This window comes from uncultured Kordia sp. (assembly GCF_947496985.1).
Classification (GTDB): domain Bacteria; phylum Bacteroidota; class Bacteroidia; order Flavobacteriales; family Flavobacteriaceae; genus Kordia.
Map to the genome: position 1 here is coordinate 286,487 of NZ_CANMEZ010000003.1, position 15,227 is coordinate 301,713.

At 33.5% G+C, this 15,227-nt stretch carries 15 protein-coding genes and 2 pseudogenes; 10 read left to right on the plus strand and 7 right to left on the minus strand.

The genetic code is table 11. From position 1 onward, the window contains the following. A complete protein-coding gene (locus Q0828_RS09625; protein WP_298420006.1) occupies window positions 1–1,629 on the minus strand; it encodes a carboxyl transferase domain-containing protein in 1,629 nt (542 codons plus the stop codon). A gap of 167 nt (window positions 1,630–1,796) precedes the next feature. Between Q0828_RS09625 and Q0828_RS09630 the strand changes: the two genes are divergently transcribed. The 7 genes from Q0828_RS09630 to Q0828_RS09660 all read left to right on the plus strand — a co-directional run bounded on the left by Q0828_RS09630 (window position 1,797) and on the right by Q0828_RS09660 (window position 8,540). Then, entirely contained in the window at window positions 1,797–2,153 is a 357-nt protein-coding gene (locus Q0828_RS09630) for a DoxX family protein (RefSeq protein ID WP_298420008.1), read from the plus strand. 23 nt (window positions 2,154–2,176) lie between these two features. Next, window positions 2,177–2,713, plus strand: a complete 537-nt coding sequence (locus tag Q0828_RS09635) for an NAD(P)H-dependent oxidoreductase (protein WP_298420010.1) — start codon at window positions 2,177–2,179, stop codon at window positions 2,711–2,713. Between the two features lie 103 nt (window positions 2,714–2,816). Continuing rightward, on the plus strand, window positions 2,817–3,257 hold the full coding sequence (locus tag Q0828_RS09640) for a MarR family transcriptional regulator (protein WP_298420011.1): 441 nt from the start codon (window positions 2,817–2,819) through the stop codon (window positions 3,255–3,257). A gap of 105 nt (window positions 3,258–3,362) precedes the next feature. Then, window positions 3,363–4,220, plus strand: a complete 858-nt coding sequence (locus tag Q0828_RS09645; protein WP_298420013.1) for a pirin family protein — start codon at window positions 3,363–3,365, stop codon at window positions 4,218–4,220. Between the two features lie 309 nt (window positions 4,221–4,529). Continuing rightward, window positions 4,530–5,246: a pirin family protein gene (locus tag Q0828_RS09650; RefSeq protein WP_298420015.1), complete on the plus strand. Its 717-nt coding sequence runs from the start codon at window positions 4,530–4,532 to the stop codon at window positions 5,244–5,246. A gap of 138 nt (window positions 5,247–5,384) precedes the next feature. Beyond that, window positions 5,385–6,332, plus strand: coding sequence for a glycosyl hydrolase family 17 protein (locus Q0828_RS09655; protein ID WP_298420017.1), 948 nt, complete (start codon window positions 5,385–5,387; stop codon window positions 6,330–6,332). A gap of 183 nt (window positions 6,333–6,515) precedes the next feature. Beyond that, window positions 6,516–8,540, plus strand: coding sequence for an NADPH-dependent 2,4-dienoyl-CoA reductase (locus Q0828_RS09660; protein ID WP_298420018.1), 2,025 nt, complete (start codon window positions 6,516–6,518; stop codon window positions 8,538–8,540). A 135-nt stretch (window positions 8,541–8,675) separates the two neighbouring features. On the opposite strand, the gene Q0828_RS09665 is transcribed toward Q0828_RS09660, so the two are convergent. Next, window positions 8,676–9,566, minus strand: a complete 891-nt coding sequence (locus Q0828_RS09665; protein WP_298420020.1) for a TraB/GumN family protein — start codon at window positions 9,564–9,566, stop codon at window positions 8,676–8,678. Window positions 9,567–9,864: 298 nt separating this feature from the next. Between Q0828_RS09665 and Q0828_RS09670 the strand changes: the two genes are divergently transcribed. The 3 genes from Q0828_RS09670 to Q0828_RS09680 all read left to right on the plus strand — a co-directional run bounded on the left by Q0828_RS09670 (window position 9,865) and on the right by Q0828_RS09680 (window position 11,539). Next, window positions 9,865–10,047, plus strand: a complete 183-nt coding sequence (locus Q0828_RS09670; protein WP_298420593.1) for a CAL67264 family membrane protein — start codon at window positions 9,865–9,867, stop codon at window positions 10,045–10,047. Window positions 10,048–10,194: 147 nt separating this feature from the next. After that, window positions 10,195–10,725, plus strand: coding sequence for a sigma-70 family RNA polymerase sigma factor (locus tag Q0828_RS09675; protein ID WP_298420023.1), 531 nt, complete (start codon window positions 10,195–10,197; stop codon window positions 10,723–10,725). 1 nt (window position 10,726) lies between these two features. Then, entirely contained in the window at window positions 10,727–11,539 is an 813-nt protein-coding gene (locus Q0828_RS09680) for an anti-sigma factor (protein ID WP_298420024.1), read from the plus strand. Window positions 11,540–11,736: 197 nt separating this feature from the next. Here Q0828_RS09680 and Q0828_RS09685 read toward each other — a convergent pair whose 3' ends face one another. From Q0828_RS09685 to Q0828_RS24540, 5 genes and pseudogenes are all read right to left on the minus strand, one after another. Continuing rightward, window positions 11,737–11,901, minus strand: coding sequence for a hypothetical protein (locus Q0828_RS09685; protein ID WP_298420026.1), 165 nt, complete (start codon window positions 11,899–11,901; stop codon window positions 11,737–11,739). A 175-nt stretch (window positions 11,902–12,076) separates the two neighbouring features. Beyond that, window positions 12,077–12,262 carry a hypothetical protein gene (locus Q0828_RS09690; protein ID WP_298420029.1) on the minus strand — a complete coding sequence of 62 codons (186 nt, stop codon included), beginning with the start codon at window positions 12,260–12,262 and terminating at the stop codon, window positions 12,077–12,079. 168 nt (window positions 12,263–12,430) lie between these two features. After that, entirely contained in the window at window positions 12,431–13,726 is a 1,296-nt protein-coding gene (locus Q0828_RS09695) for a cell surface protein (RefSeq protein ID WP_298420031.1), read from the minus strand. A 112-nt stretch (window positions 13,727–13,838) separates the two neighbouring features. Next, a pseudogene (locus Q0828_RS24535) lies at window positions 13,839–14,774 on the minus strand (DUF4331 family protein). 33 nt (window positions 14,775–14,807) lie between these two features. Then, window positions 14,808–15,080 (minus strand): annotated as a pseudogene (locus Q0828_RS24540) (DUF4331 family protein); the annotation flags it as partial. Between the last annotated feature and the right edge of the window lie 147 nt (window positions 15,081–15,227).

Sequence of the window (15,227 nt, forward strand, 5' to 3'; positions counted from 1 at the left end):
TTATACTTGAATCACGCCTAAATTAAATGGTTTTTCAATTGGAGCTTGATTTGCAGCTTCAATTCCCATAGAAATCCAAGTTCGTGTATCTAACGGATTAATAATTGCATCTGTCCATAAACGTGCAGCTGCATAATATGGAGAAATCTGCTTATCGTAACGTGACTTGATTTTATTGAATAATTCTTCTTCTTTCTCTTTCGTGATTTCTTCTCCTTTTTTCTTCAATGAAGCCGTTTCTATTTGTAATAATACCTTTGCTGCAGAATTTCCACTCATTACGGCTAATTCGGCACTTGGCCAAGCTGCAATCAATCTAGGATCGTATGCTTTTCCACACATGGCATAATTTCCTGCTCCGTATGAATTTCCAATCACAATTGTGAATTTAGGAACAACACTATTACTTACAGCATTTACCATTTTGGCTCCATCTTTTATAATTCCTCCATGCTCAGATTTACTTCCAACCATAAATCCAGTTACATCTTGTAAAAAGACTAATGGAATTTTCTTTTGATTACAATTAGCGATAAATCGAGTAGCTTTATCAGCAGAATCTGAATAAATTACACCACCAAACTGCATTTCACCTTTCTTCGTTTTTACTAACTTACGCTGATTGGCAACAATTCCAACTGCCCAACCATCAATTCTGGCATACGCAGTAATAATACTTTGTCCATAGCCAGCTTTATATTCATCAAACTCAGAATTATCTACAATACGTTTGATGATTTCTTTCATATCATATTGTTCATGACGTGCTTTTGGCAAAATTCCAAAAATATCTTCAGGATTCTCTGTTGGTTTAGCAGCTTTCACACGATTATATCCAGTTGGTGTATAATCACCAATTTTTCCAACAATATTTTTAATAGTAGTTAATGCATCTTTATCATCTTTCGATTTATAATCTGTAACACCAGAAATTTCACAGTGTGTAGTTGCACCACCTAACGTTTCATTATCAATACTTTCTCCAATAGCAGCTTTTACCAAGTAACTTCCCGCAAGGAAAATACTTCCAGTTTTGTCTACAATCAACGCTTCATCACTCATAATAGGTAAATACGCACCACCTGCAACACAACTTCCCATCACGGCAGCAATTTGGGTAATTCCCATACTACTCATAACAGCATTATTTCTAAAAATACGTCCAAAGTGTTCTTTATCTGGGAAAATTTCATCCTGCATAGGTAAGTACACACCAGCACTATCTACCAAATAGATGATAGGCAATCTGTTTTCAATAGAAATTTCTTGTGCGCGTAAATTCTTTTTAGCAGTAATTGGAAACCAAGCACCTGCTTTTACAGTAGCATCATTGGCAACAACAATACATTGTTTTCCTTGTACATATCCAATCTTTACAACAACACCTCCAGAAGGACAACCTCCATGTTCTTCATACATTTCATCACCAACAAAAGCACCAATTTCAATAGCAGGTTTCTTGTCATCTAACAGGAAATCAATACGTTCACGCGCAGTCATTTTCCCTTTGCTATGAAGTTTATCAATTCGTTTTTGTCCGCCTCCTAAACTCACTTTAGCTAAGCGATGACGTAATTCTGATACTAAAAGTTTGTTGTGATCTTCGTTCTTATTGAAGTTAATGTCCATGGTTGTATAATTTTCCAGCGCTAAAATACGAAACAAATACGGCTATTGAAAGGCACAAGTTTGAAAGTTTTCTTAAAAAGCATGTCATTTAATTTACACGGAAATAGTTTCCTTGGAAAATAAAAATATTATTTGTAGCTTTGTATTGAATTTAAAAACTAACAAGCATGAAAACTCAAAAAATAATTTATTACATCGCAACAGGATTATTATCCTTATTAATGTTTTTTTCTGCAGGAATGTATATTTTTAATAATGCAGCTATCACAGAAGCTTTTACAAGTTTCGGATATCCAACATATATTATATATCCATTAGCATTTGCTAAAATTTTAGGAGTCATTGCAATTTGGCAAAATAAATTGCCTGCATTAAGAGAATGGGCGTATGCAGGATTCTTTTTCGATCTTATTTTAGCATTTTTTGCACATTACATGATTAGCGATGGAGAACAAGGAGCATCAATTATAGGAATTATCCTTTTAATAGTATCATATTATTTTAGTAAAAAATTAAACAAATAATAAAACAACATAAAAAATATAAAATGAAAACAATTATAGCCTTTGCAGGAAGTGACAGTAAAAATTCAATCAACAAAAAATTAGCAGCTTACGCAGCGAATTTAGTGGAAGGTGCAACCGTAAAAGTATTAGATTTAAATGATTACGAATTACCGTTATACGGAATGGACAGAGAAGTAGCAAACGGAATTCCAGATAATGCACATATATTCTTAAAAGAAATTCAAGAAGCAGATGGGATTGTATTATCACTTGCAGAACACAATGGAGCATATGCAACTGTATTCAAAAACATATTTGATTGGATGTCTCGTATTGATGGAAAATTATGGTCAAACAAACCAATGCTATTAATGGCTACGTCACCTGGAGGTAGAGGTGGACAAACTGTATTAGATATTGCAAAAGGAAGATTTCCATACATGGGAGGTAATATTGTAGCAGATTTTTCATTACCATCATATGGAGACAATTTTTCAGAGAATGGAATTAAAGATGAAGCATTAGCTCAAAAACTAGAAGAAGCTGTATTTCAATTATCAAAAGCAGTTTTTGAATAACATACATCTTTAGTATCTTTAAGAAACATTTAAAACAAATCTTATTGCGATGGAACGCATATAGTAGCTGGTTTCAAAGGATAATAAAATAATAAATTTACGCATGGGAGATATCTCTAAAGACATACAATCAACATTTCCATCAGAAAGAGTGAAAGCTTATATCAACATAAAATATACTGCTAATTGGCTAAGTAGTCAGGAAAATGAGTTTTTCAAAACATTTGGAATCTCTCCACAACAATTCAATATATTACGAATATTGAGAGGAGCAGGAAAAGCAATAAAAGTGCAAGAAATCAAAGATAGAATGATCGAAAGAGCACCAAATGCCACTCGTTTAATGGACAAACTATGTGCTAAAAATATGATAGAGCGTATCCGATGCCCAGAAGATAGAAGAGTTGTACACATTGCAATCATAGACAATGGATTAAAATTATTAAAAGAGATTGATACCATAGGAGAAAAAAGAAATATTCTAGATAAATTAACAGAAGAAGAAGCAAAACAATTAAGCGATCTGTTAGATAAAGTCAGATAAAAAAGCAGTATTACGAATAGGCTATTATTATATAGTCTATTTTTAAAAATATTTATTTTCCATGGAAAATATTTTAAACACAACAAAAAAGAAAGAGTAGAAATTATGAAAACACTACGAAGCATAGTATACAAAGGAAAAAGTGACTATGTAAATATGGGCGGAAACTTAATTCGTCAACCTTTGCCAACACAAGAAGTAGATCAAGTAGATCCATTCTTATTACTACACCATTACAAATATGATGTAGGACCCTACAGTCCAGGATTATCATTATCTCCACATCCACATAGAGGATTCGAGCCTGTGACATTTATATTTAAAGGAGAACAATTACATCGCGATTCACTTGGAAACGAAGGTATACTACATGCAGGCGATGTACAATGGATGACAGCAGGAAGTGGAGTAGTGCATGATGAAGGTCCAAGCAAAGACTTTGTAGGTACTATGGAAGGAATTCAATTATGGGTAAATCTTCCCAAAAAACACAAAATGACAACACCAAAATACCAAGATGTAAAAGCAGAAAAAATGCCTTTAGTAGCGGTGAAAAACGGTAAAGGAATTATAAAAGTGGTTGCAGGTGAACTCAATGGGCAAAAAGGACCAACAAGCACTTTTACAGATATCAATGCGTATATAGCTAATTTGGAAGCAGGAGATAACATCACGATCCCAATTCCGGCAAATCATGAACTATTAGTATACCTATTAGAAGGCGAAACACGTGTAAACGATGTAGATACCTTAAAAGAAGATAAGTTACAAATACTCACTTTTGCCAAAGATGGTGAAGCAATTTCGTTAGAAGCAAATCAAAACAGTACACTTTTGATTCTTTCAGGTGAGCCAATAGAAGAAAAAGTCACTTCTTGGGGACCATATGTCATGAATACGCAAACTGAAATCATGGAAGCTATGCGCGATTTCCAACAAGGAAAAATGGGGTATCTCTACTAATCCAAAAAGGATTGACAGCTCATTATTGAGAAGTTGAAAATTTTTCAATAAACAAAAATGGTCTGAGGTTCTCGTGTAGTCTGAGGTTCTCGAAGACAATTAATAATATTAATTATTATAAATGATAGGGCGTATCTCCCAAGAAAAATGGGAGTCGCGCTTTCGAGAGTCGCTCTCTGCGAGGAGCTTCAACAAATCTCTCAATCGCTTACGCGAACTTAGAATTGAGATTTTGGTAGTGAATATTGAGAGCTTCTAAAATAAACTTTGAGACTTTTGAAGATCAAATCAACAAACACCAAACTTAAAATGAACACAATAATTCATAAAGCAAATACAAGAGGAAAAGCAGATCACGGTTGGCTAAAAAGTCATCACAGTTTCAGTTTTGCCAGTTATCACAACCCTGAACGAATGGGATTTGGACAATTAAGAGTATTAAACGACGACATTGTAAAACCAAAAATGGGATTCGGAAAACATCCACATCAAAATATGGAAATCATTTCCATTCCATTAAGTGGCGCATTATCACACAAAGACAGTATGGACAACAAACGCGCCATCACGGTTGGAGAAGTACAGGTAATGTCTGCCGGAACTGGTTTACAACATTCTGAATTTAATGATAGTAAAACAGATGAGGTGAACTTTTTACAATTATGGATTCAACCACAAGAACTTGGAGTAACGCCACGTTACGAGCAAAAAGAGTTTGATATATCCAAGCGAGAAAATCAATTTCAAACGGTTGTAGCTCCAAAAAATAACGTCATTGACGATGCACTTTGGATACACCAAGATGCATACATTTCTATCGGAAACTTTAATGCGGAAAAAACGATCAATTTCAAACTCAACAATGCTGCTCACGGAATCTATATATTTCTATTAGAAGGTGAAATTACTATTGAAGACGAAATACTTGATACAAAAGACGCTATCGGAATTTGGGATGCAGAAAACGTTCAAATCAAGACTCATAAAGATTCAAAAATCTTAGTGGTGGAAGTTCCGATGAATTAATAAAAAAATTCAATTATAGTAAAAAGACTATCTGAAAAAAATTACAGATAGTCTTTTTCTTTTTCTGAAATATTAAAACATCGCGACTCCTAAAGATTATTTCTTTTATACGTATCTTATAAAAAAATAAAACCAACCATGAATAACAGAAATTCATTATTCGGTGGAAGCGATATGATGGGCGTATGTTATGCACCATATCATCAAGCCGCTTCTGTAAAAAAGACAGCTTACACTAAAGCAAATGTAGATGCAGATTTAAAAATCATTAGTGACTTCAAAATGAAATTCATTCGTACCTACACAGTACAAGGATGTCAACAATACCTGCCAGAATTATGTAAAAAACACAGTATGGGTATTGCTTTAGGTACATGGATTTTTCCAGGCGATAGTACCAAAACACATACAGAAATAGATACAGCACTTACACAGGCAAACGCATATCCAGAAATGGTAAAAGTTATAGTGATAGGAAATGAAGTAGATCTTGGTGCAAATGGATATACATTTAGTGAAGTAAAAGCAGCCTTTGAGTATGCAAAAGCACAACTAGTTAAGTATCCAAAAATCAATCATGTTCCTTTAACGATTTGTATGACAGGAGCTGGACCAATGAGTGCTACTTGGTCACCATTGTTGAATATTATAGAAAACTATGCGTTTCTTACCATTTATCCGTGGTATGGACAAAAAGGAAATCATGAAAAGGATTCTAAAAAATATCCAATGACTCCTGGCGACATTACAGGAAACATGCAATATTCCTATGAAAATGGAATGAAACAAGTAGAAGCAATAGGATTGGAAGTAGTCATTGCAGAAATCGGTTGGCCAAGTGATGGAGATATAAATGCTGATACAAATTGGAAAGCAGAAGTAACCAACTTTAACGCAACATGCGAATGGATTAATGGAACCAATAGTTACAACAAAGCTTTTATTACCATGTGGTTTGAAATGTTTGATGAACCATGGAAAACTGCAGAAGGCGCTTGGGGACCACATTGGGGAATTTATGGCTCAGGTGTATCTCCCAAAATAAAAACTGATAATGCTAAGACTCCATTTTCCAAATGTAGTTGATTTTAAACAACTGCAAATACAGGGCAAACATCGAATAATCTTCTTGACTTCATAAAAAAATAGTTATATTGCATAATGTTATGCGTGCATAATAAAAATATACTATTCTTTGTGAAAGAATTGCACTATATTTAATAGAAGAACTCATGAAAATGAGTTCAGTAGGAAAAACTATCGATACATATGAAGTATAAACACATATTTGAACCATTAGATTTAGGGTTTACGACGCTAAAAAACAGAGTGTTAATGGGTTCTATGCATACAGGTTTAGAAGAGGAGAAAAATGGATTTGAACGATTGGCAGCGTTTTATGCAGAACGTGCAAAAGGTGGCGTAGGATTAATTGTTACTGGAGGAATGGCGCCAAGTATTCGTGGTTGGTTAACACCTTTCTCATCTCGAATGAGTACAAAAAAACATGCACGTAAACACAAGATTATTACTGAAGCTGTTCATAAAAACGGCGGAAAAATATGTATGCAAATATTACATGCAGGTCGTTATGGACATCATCCATTAAACGTAGCACCTTCCGCAATAAAATCACCAATAACACCATTTAAACCAAAAAAACTAAGTAATTCAGGAGTTCAAAAAACGATCAAAAACTTTGCCAATTCAGCTTCGTTAGCAAAATCAGCAGGTTATGATGGAGTGGAAATTATGGGTTCTGAAGGATACTTAGTTAATCAGTTTATCGTAGAACATACAAATCAACGAAATGATGAATGGGGCGGGAATTACGCAAATCGAATGAAATTCGCTGTGCAAATAGTAAAAGCCGTTCGAGATGCTGTTGGCGCAGAATTTATCATAATCTATCGTCTTTCAATGTTAGACTTGGTAGAAAAAGGAAGTAGTTGGGAAGAAGTAGTACAACTTGCGAAGGCAATTGAAAAAGCTGGCGCTACTATCATAAATACAGGAATTGGTTGGCATGAAGCCAGAATTCCAACAATTGCTACTTCAGTTCCTAGAGCTGCATTTACGTGGATTACGGAACGTATGAAAAAAGAAGTAAACCTACCTTTAATTACGTCTAACAGAATAAACATGCCAAGTGTAGCAGAAAAAATTCTGGCTGACGGACAAGCAGATATGATTTCAATGGCACGTCCATTTTTAGCAGATGCAGATTGGGTAAACAAAGCAGAAGTAGAAAAAGACGATGAAATTAATACATGTATTGCCTGTAATCAAGCGTGTTTAGATCATATATTTAAGCAAAAAGTGGCAAGTTGTTTAGTAAATCCAAGAGCATGCCATGAAACGGAATTTGATTACAAACCAGCAAGTATAAAAAAGAAAGTAGCCGTTATTGGAGCTGGTCCAGCAGGATTAGCAGCTGCTACAATTGCTGCACAGCGTGGTCATGAAGTTACTTTATTTGACGATCATAAGGAAGTTGGTGGACAATTTAATATTGCAAAACAAATTCCTGGAAAAGAAGAATTTTACGAAACAATACGTTACTTCAATAAACAAATTGAATTGCACAATGTTGAATTACAACTAGGAAAACGTGTAAATGCAGATGAACTTTCACAAGGAAACTTTGAAGAAATCATTTTGGCAACAGGAATAAAACCAAGAGTTCCAAGAATTGACGGAATAGAACATGAAAAAGTACTAAGCTATATAGACGTTTTAAAACATAAAAAACCAGTAGGGAAACGCGTTGCTGTAATTGGAGCAGGAGGAATTGGCTTTGATGTTTCAGAATACTTATCACATGAAGGCGAATCTACTTCGCAAAATATTGACGCTTGGTTGGCAGAATGGGGAATTGATAAAACTTTAGAAGCTCGTGGTGGAATTGAAAATATGAAACCAGACTTTCACGGTTCGCCAAGAGAAATTTACATGTTTAAGCGCAGCAAGGGAAAATTTGGAGGAAACTTAGGAAAAACTACAGGTTGGATTCATAGAGCAAATTTGAAAAAGAAAAAAGTAAACTTTATCAATGAAGTTCAGTATACAAAAATTGATGATCAAGGATTACATTACATGCAAAATGAAGAAACTCAAATATTAGAAGTTGATACTATAGTTATTTGTGCAGGACAAACGCCATTAAAAGAACTTTTAGATCCACTACAAGCAAAAGGAATGACCGTTCATGTAATTGGTGGTGCAGATATTGCTGCCGAATTAGACGCAAAACGCGCTATTGATCAAGGGAGTCGATTGGCAGCGAAGTTGTAATATTGAGAAAAGATAACATAATAAATCCGTAATATTCTATAAGGAATGTTACGGATTTTTTTATATAATTTGTTTAAAGCAAGATACTTCTCGCTAAAATGAGAACCAGTTACAAAAGCGAAGCAGTCTAGTAATCTAATATACTGGTGTAACTGTATATCCTTGATTTCGTAATAAGTTAATAACACCTTGTTCACCAGGTAAATGCAATGCGCCAACACCAATAAAAGTAGGCGATGCTTTTGTCATTTTCATAATTAGTGGAATCCAATTTCTATTTCGTTGATCGACTAAATTTTCTTGAAAATCAGCTTCCAAACCTTGTTCAGCGGTTACTTTTAACAAACCTTCTAAATCTTCTGCATTGTAATAACGTGTCATTTCGTCAAAACCCTTTTTACTTTCTTCCATACCTTCTTTTGCCATTTCTACTAAGGTTTTCAGTTGATCTTCATATGGAATATTGTCAAATACTTTCATTTGATCACCAATGGTTTCCAAACCGATGATTTCTTCTTCTTGCGCTTGTGCAATTTTCATAAACTCCATATCGTAAGCAGTTCGATTGTCACAAACCGCTATTTTTGAAGTCAGTGCTGAAGAAATAGCCAATGGTTTCATGGTATTGTAAATCTGCAAATCTAAGCTAACTTGTTCTTCAAAAAATGTTGCTAAGGTTGTATAATCTTCATCACTTAGTAAGCTTTTAATGGTTTTTCCATCTTCTAGAAAAATATATTTCATCATATTTATTTGCAATTTCGGATCGGATATATCGATCTCCAAAGCGAGTTGATCTGTTTCATCAAAAGCTTTTTTCAATTTATCTGTAAAAACATAGTCACAAGTTAAATGAATTGTTCCGTACAAATACGAAGGTTTTTCAATGCCATTCCCTGAGATTTTCCAAAGTAATGAGTTTTCGAGTTTTGGTGTTTTTGATGTATCTGTGACTGATTTTGTTGAATTACAACTTACAAATAGTGCAAGTACACACAGTACTAATAATGAAAGACTTTTACGCATGGGGATAATTTAAATGTATATGTGTTTTGTATAAATTTTTTGAAAGATACTAAAAATCATAGTGAATAATTTGAAACAAGAAAAGAAGTCATTTTGAATTGTGTCTGTTAAATTTTTAGTTTTTAAATTAAAAATTAGATATTTGTAACTCATAAAAGCGCAAAGGATAGAGGTTTTTTGGTTAATTCACCATAAACATTTGTTGAAGCTCCTCGTAGAGAGCAACTGCCGAAAACCTAACTTTTGAAATACTGAGGAACTCTAAGTATTACAAAAAATGCGCCCAAACAAACAATATATGGGAATGAACAAAAATACAGTATTAGCATGGGCAACATGGATTATGATCATTGTTGGAATTGGCTTGATTGTTTTAGGAATTGTAAAATATGAAGAAGTAGCAGCCATCGGATTTTCAGCAGTAGGAATAGGCTTTTTTGCTATTGCATGGGTTTTCAATGCTCTGAAAGGTCGCGTATAATACGAAAGATTTTAAAAATAAAGAAGCTTCAGTTTTTGAAGCTTTTTTTATGTCCAAAAGTGAAATAATCATACGAAAAATTGTAAATTGAAACATTAAAATGAATCTCTTTTTTAGGAGAGAAATGATAGCTGATCAATTGTATTTATGGAGTTAGAGAAACTCATAGAAAAATTTCAACAAAAAGATGTCAAGGCATTTGAATCGTTATACACTATGTATAATGATAGCATTTTTGGGGTGATATATACAATTGTAAAGAATGAAGATATAGCTACCGAAATTTTGCAAGATGTATTTGTAAAAGCATGGAATAAAGCAGATAGTTACAATGCTGGAAAAGGTCGCTTTTTTACTTGGTTGTTAAATATAGCAAGAAACGCGGCGATAGATAAAACACGTTCGAAATCGTTTAAGAATGCACAGCAAAACCTTGACGTTGATTTTTTCGTACATAGTATAGAAACCAATGATAGTTTGGATGAAAAAACCAATGCAATTGGTCTTAAAAAATATGTGAGTAAACTTGCCGAGAAATGTAAAAAAATTATAGATTTTATTTATTTTAAAGGATATACACAAAAAGAAACTTCGGAAGCACTTGAAATTCCTTTAGGAACCATAAAAACTCGAAATAGAAATTGTATTAATGAACTTCGAAAAATGTTAGAAGTATAGCATGAATAGTAAAGAATACATAGCATCAGGAATATTAGAACTGTATGTAGCTGGAGCGCTTTCCGAAAAGGAAAACGAAGAAGTATATGCAATGATGCAAAAGTATCCTGAAGTAATGCAAGAAGTACTTTCTATTGAAGCGGCAATTGTACAGTTAACAGCTGCGACAAGTGCTACAGACACTACAGGCATATTTGATGTTATTCAAACAGAATTGAATCTTTCTGATGATACCTCTAGAGAAACAACGATTGTTCCAATACAAAAACCACGTTCTATATTCCGTTATACAGGTTGGGCTGCTGCTGTGATATTAGGAATTAGTTTGATTTATTCTGTATTGAAAACGAGCGATTTACAATCGGAACTTGAAGTTGTACAATCTGAAAAAGAAGCACTTAAAGAGCAAATTTATAAAGCAAATAACGATTTAACAGCTGCTACAAAATTGTTATCTGTGTTGCGTACAAAAGATATTATTTCTGTTCCACTTGGTGGACAAGCGGTTTCGCCAACATCATATGCAAAAGTATATTGGGATAAAAAGGCAAATCAAGTATACTTAGATTTACAAGGATTACCAGATCCGCCAGCAGGAAAAGTATATCAAGTTTGGTCATTGACACTAAATCCGTTAACACCAACAAGTTTGGGAGTTATAGAAGGTTTTTCTTCAGACAAAGACAAAGTATTTGATGTAACAAATACAAACGAATCGGAAGCTTTCGGAATTACCTTAGAACCAGCAGGTGGAAGTGAATCGCCAACACTTGAACAGTTATACACACTTGGAGTTGTGGCTTCAAATCCATAATTGATTATATTCCAATACAAAAACTATCTAAAAAAAATTAAAGAACGTCATTCTGAATTCCTTTTCAGAATCTCATAAAACTCATATTCAAATATGATGAAGAATCGAATCAAGTTCGACTTGATGAAAATTTTACTTTTTTGAAAAAAGAAAAGCGAACTTTACAGTCCGCTTTAAGTTTCAATTCATATATCTTTTTAACAAACCCAAGGGCAACTATTAAAAAATGATACACAATAATCATTTCTACATTCGGTAAGTCTGTCACTTGCGCCACGACCTCCAATTTTGGAACCTGTAACTTCTAAATGTGAAATCGCTTTTTTGTTTAATGCTAACGATTTAAAATTTCTTTTTTTCATGGTATAATTGTTTGGTTAAACAGCTAAAAGTTAAAAAGAAGAAGCTAAAGTAGTTTACGGGATTACCTTAATTAACAGTTTTTTAGCTGCCACCTTTATAAATATAAAAAGACACTTTGTTGTAAAGTGTCTTTTCAATTAATAGAACTAATCTTGTCTACTAAAAAGTTCGTTTTTAATCTTCACATCTAACCAAAATGCTTGCAAGATCACAATTTGGATGGTATGTTCTTTTACAAAGAATTTGTCCATTTGGAAGTGGATAAGATGTAAAAACAGAACCGCCTTTTGGCGAAGCTGGATCAAAATTAGAAATTTCTGTTTTGTTTAATTTCAAAGATTTAAGACTCTTTTTTTTCATGGTAGGTATTTTTTTAAATTATGTTTAAATGTATTGAAATTGGATTGTTTAGAGTTACGGGATGGCCGTAAAATATAGGTGAGTTAAAAAGACACTTCATCGTGAAGTGCCTTCCAATCAATAAAAACCAATCACTTAACGAAAGTTAATTCTTTAATAACTAACGAATTATAATCGCTGTATTTTTTCTGTCATAATAGGACCTAGTTCAAAACTACTTTCTAGTAATTCAGCTTTTATCTCCGAAACTGTTTCTGTATGTCCATTTGCTTTTAAAATTTCAGCAACATGATACATAGCAATAGGTTCAAACGTTTTGTCGATGACATGAGTTTGAATAACTTCTAAGGCTTTAGCCGAATTACCATGTAAATGATACGTCCAAGCTAATAAATCATAAGATTGCGCAGTTGGACGCAGTTTTACTTCATGTTGCGCAATTTCCAATGCTTTCTCCGTATTATTTAACTCTTCTGATAAAACTGTAATCGCGTACGAAGTATACATTACACCATAATTTTCATCTTGAATCGCATCCATAAACGCTTGAATGTTTTTTTCTTTTTCTGCATTATTCCCCATGTATTCTGCAATTTCTGCTTTCAATAAGTAATAATCAGGTGCTATGTGTTGTGACATGATGGTATTTAAAATTCGTAATGCTTCTACTGAGTTTTTCTCATGAGAGAATACAATCCAAGCAATTCCTTTTTTTGCATATGCATCATTTGAATCTAATTCCAAAGCTTTTAAATAATGATTGTACGCATCTTTAATTCTTCCCGCATGACCGTAAAAATCTCCCAAATTTGTATAAGACCATTGTTTTAAATAAGTATTATTAGCATCTTCAGCTTTCAACTTTGCTTTCTCCATTACTTTAATGGCTGCCATCAATTTTCCTTCATGATCGTACCATTTGGATAATCGAATCAAAGCATCAAAACTGTATTCGTTTTTAAAATGATTTAAATACTGTTCGGCTTTCTCAATATTTCCAAGTTCAAGATGTACATCAAAAAGCATCTTTTGTGTTGCTTGTAAATTTTCGCCTAATATTTCAGCTTTTTTTAATAATGTCAATCCTTCTTGAAAACGATGTTGCGAAATATAGTTTCGAACTAAACTTCTTATATAATTTGCGTTTTGATACTTTGTGCGTTCATTCAGCAATTCTAAATGTTTAGAAGCCGCAATCAAACTTGAAATATTTCCAGTTGTGGCAAATAACTGCGAATGTGAACTAGCTATTTTGGCATGATAAGGAAATTGATTTGGTGCTTTTTCAAGCTTTTCTAACCAAAATTCTTTAATCTCTTTCGCATTAATACTGTTTTTATTTTCAGCAACTTCTAAATAGCTATTATACGATTCAGCAGTTGTAATTTTTTGTGAAGGAGTAGATGTACAACTCATAACAAGCATACAGATTCCAAGAATTTGAAAGGCAGTTTTAGGATTCATTAGTTTGATTTTTAGATGTTTAATAATTAAATGAGAGAGCATTTAGCATGATCGCTAAAAACTAATTAAGACAACAAATTGTTAGGCTAAATGCTCTCAACAGCAAGTTAAATTACCACGGCGTGGCTAAGTATGGAAATGAGGACAAAAAAGGTTTGTCGTTAGCGTCAACATGATCATCAGAAAGATTTGGGTTTTCTGTGAAGTCTTCGCCTCCAAAAATTAATAATAATTCTACCGTAATAACATCATCTGCTAACGCACGACCTGTTAATACATTTGTTCCATCGTAAAAAGTAGTTGTGCCATCTAAAGAAACATTCAATACATCTGTTGCTAATAATCCTGTAAAAGCTGCTGCATCTTGTCCTAAAGCATTTTGATCTCCAGTATTTGCGAACGCTGGACTTAAACCTGTTAAATTGGTTTGAAACATGCTCTGAAAAGCTGCATTCTGTTGCGATGGTATTGTGGTATTAAATAGATCTTTACTAGTAGAAGAAACAAACACAGTATTCACTGCGGGTCTTCCCATTTGATCTTGCTGAGCAAAAGTTCCTGAGAAATCTGGCGTATTGTCAATAACAATTGTATTATCGTCTGAAGAACAACTTGTAAGTGTAAAAGCGCTTATAAGTACGATTCCTAAAATTGATTGTATAGTTTTCATTGTGATATCTTTTTTTGTGTAAATTTTTAATGATTATTGTTTTCCTTTGGCTTCAACCCAAACATTGATTGTTCCTGAACCACCAATTTGAGATTTTGGCACTTCTACAACAATGGATAACACATTGGAACCTGCGAAGGTGTCAGTTCCAGGATCATTGAAGGAAGTTGCGTTTCCGGCAATGATTTCACCATATTGAGCAAAATCCATAAAGAATGGATCGTCTCTTGGGCCAGCAAAAAATTGCATTCCGTTATTCGTTTCTACAATAGCATTGCTACCATACGGAGTAATATCTACTGAAGAAGTAGTGGCAGAAGTTTCAATAACACTATTCAAACCTGTAGCACTTGGTGCTACAGGGCCAAAAAAGTACATTTTATCTCCTCTAGGAATTGCTTGAATCACTAAATCTTCAATATTGTCTCCCGTAGTATCAATATTAATTTCGATTAAAGTGTTTTCATCGAATGAAGCTGCTGAAGTAGCGGTCGGACTCAATAACCCTTGTGTGTTTACTACAAATGCAATAGCATTTGTATTTGCACCCTGAAAGGCATAGAAATCTGTAATATCAGAAGTTGTTCCTTGTACTGCTGGCGCATCAATATGATCGGCGGCAATTAAAAAGAAACTTCCAATCAATACAATACTGATTCCTAAAATGGTTGTTACTCGTTTCATAATTTAAAGTTTAATTAGATTTTTACTGTTTGGAATTATATACGAGAGCAATGACAAGACGGTTTTTTAAAAATGCATTTTTAAAAAAAAAAAATATAAAAACCCATCGCTTTAAAATTTTAACATACTGTTTATTAGTTGTTTGTG

Excerpts from the sequence above, each read along its gene's own strand:
- Q0828_RS09640 (WP_298420011.1), top strand. The coding sequence starts at position 2,817 with ATGGGAGATATCTCTAAAGACATACAATCAACATTTCCATCAGAAAGA.
- Q0828_RS09665 (WP_298420020.1), bottom strand. The coding sequence starts at position 9,566 with ATGCGTAAAAGTCTTTCATTATTAGTACTGTGTGTACTTGCACTATTT.
- Q0828_RS09675 (WP_298420023.1), top strand. The coding sequence starts at position 10,195 with ATGGAGTTAGAGAAACTCATAGAAAAATTTCAACAAAAAGATGTCAAG.
- Q0828_RS09670 (WP_298420593.1), top strand. The coding sequence starts at position 9,865 with ATGGGAATGAACAAAAATACAGTATTAGCATGGGCAACATGGATTATG.
- Q0828_RS09660 (WP_298420018.1), top strand. The coding sequence starts at position 6,516 with ATGAAGTATAAACACATATTTGAACCATTAGATTTAGGGTTTACGACG.
- Q0828_RS09630 (WP_298420008.1), top strand. The coding sequence starts at position 1,797 with ATGAAAACTCAAAAAATAATTTATTACATCGCAACAGGATTATTATCC.
- Q0828_RS09625 (WP_298420006.1), bottom strand. The coding sequence starts at position 1,629 with ATGGACATTAACTTCAATAAGAACGAAGATCACAACAAACTTTTAGTA.
- Q0828_RS09650 (WP_298420015.1), top strand. The coding sequence starts at position 4,530 with ATGAACACAATAATTCATAAAGCAAATACAAGAGGAAAAGCAGATCAC.
- Q0828_RS09685 (WP_298420026.1), bottom strand. The coding sequence starts at position 11,901 with ATGAAAAAAAGAAATTTTAAATCGTTAGCATTAAACAAAAAAGCGATT.
- Q0828_RS09690 (WP_298420029.1), bottom strand. The coding sequence starts at position 12,262 with ATGAAAAAAAAGAGTCTTAAATCTTTGAAATTAAACAAAACAGAAATT.
- Q0828_RS09655 (WP_298420017.1), top strand. The coding sequence starts at position 5,385 with ATGAATAACAGAAATTCATTATTCGGTGGAAGCGATATGATGGGCGTA.
- Q0828_RS09645 (WP_298420013.1), top strand. The coding sequence starts at position 3,363 with ATGAAAACACTACGAAGCATAGTATACAAAGGAAAAAGTGACTATGTA.
- Q0828_RS09695 (WP_298420031.1), bottom strand. The coding sequence starts at position 13,726 with ATGAATCCTAAAACTGCCTTTCAAATTCTTGGAATCTGTATGCTTGTT.
- Q0828_RS09680 (WP_298420024.1), top strand. The coding sequence starts at position 10,727 with ATGAATAGTAAAGAATACATAGCATCAGGAATATTAGAACTGTATGTA.
- Q0828_RS09635 (WP_298420010.1), top strand. The coding sequence starts at position 2,177 with ATGAAAACAATTATAGCCTTTGCAGGAAGTGACAGTAAAAATTCAATC.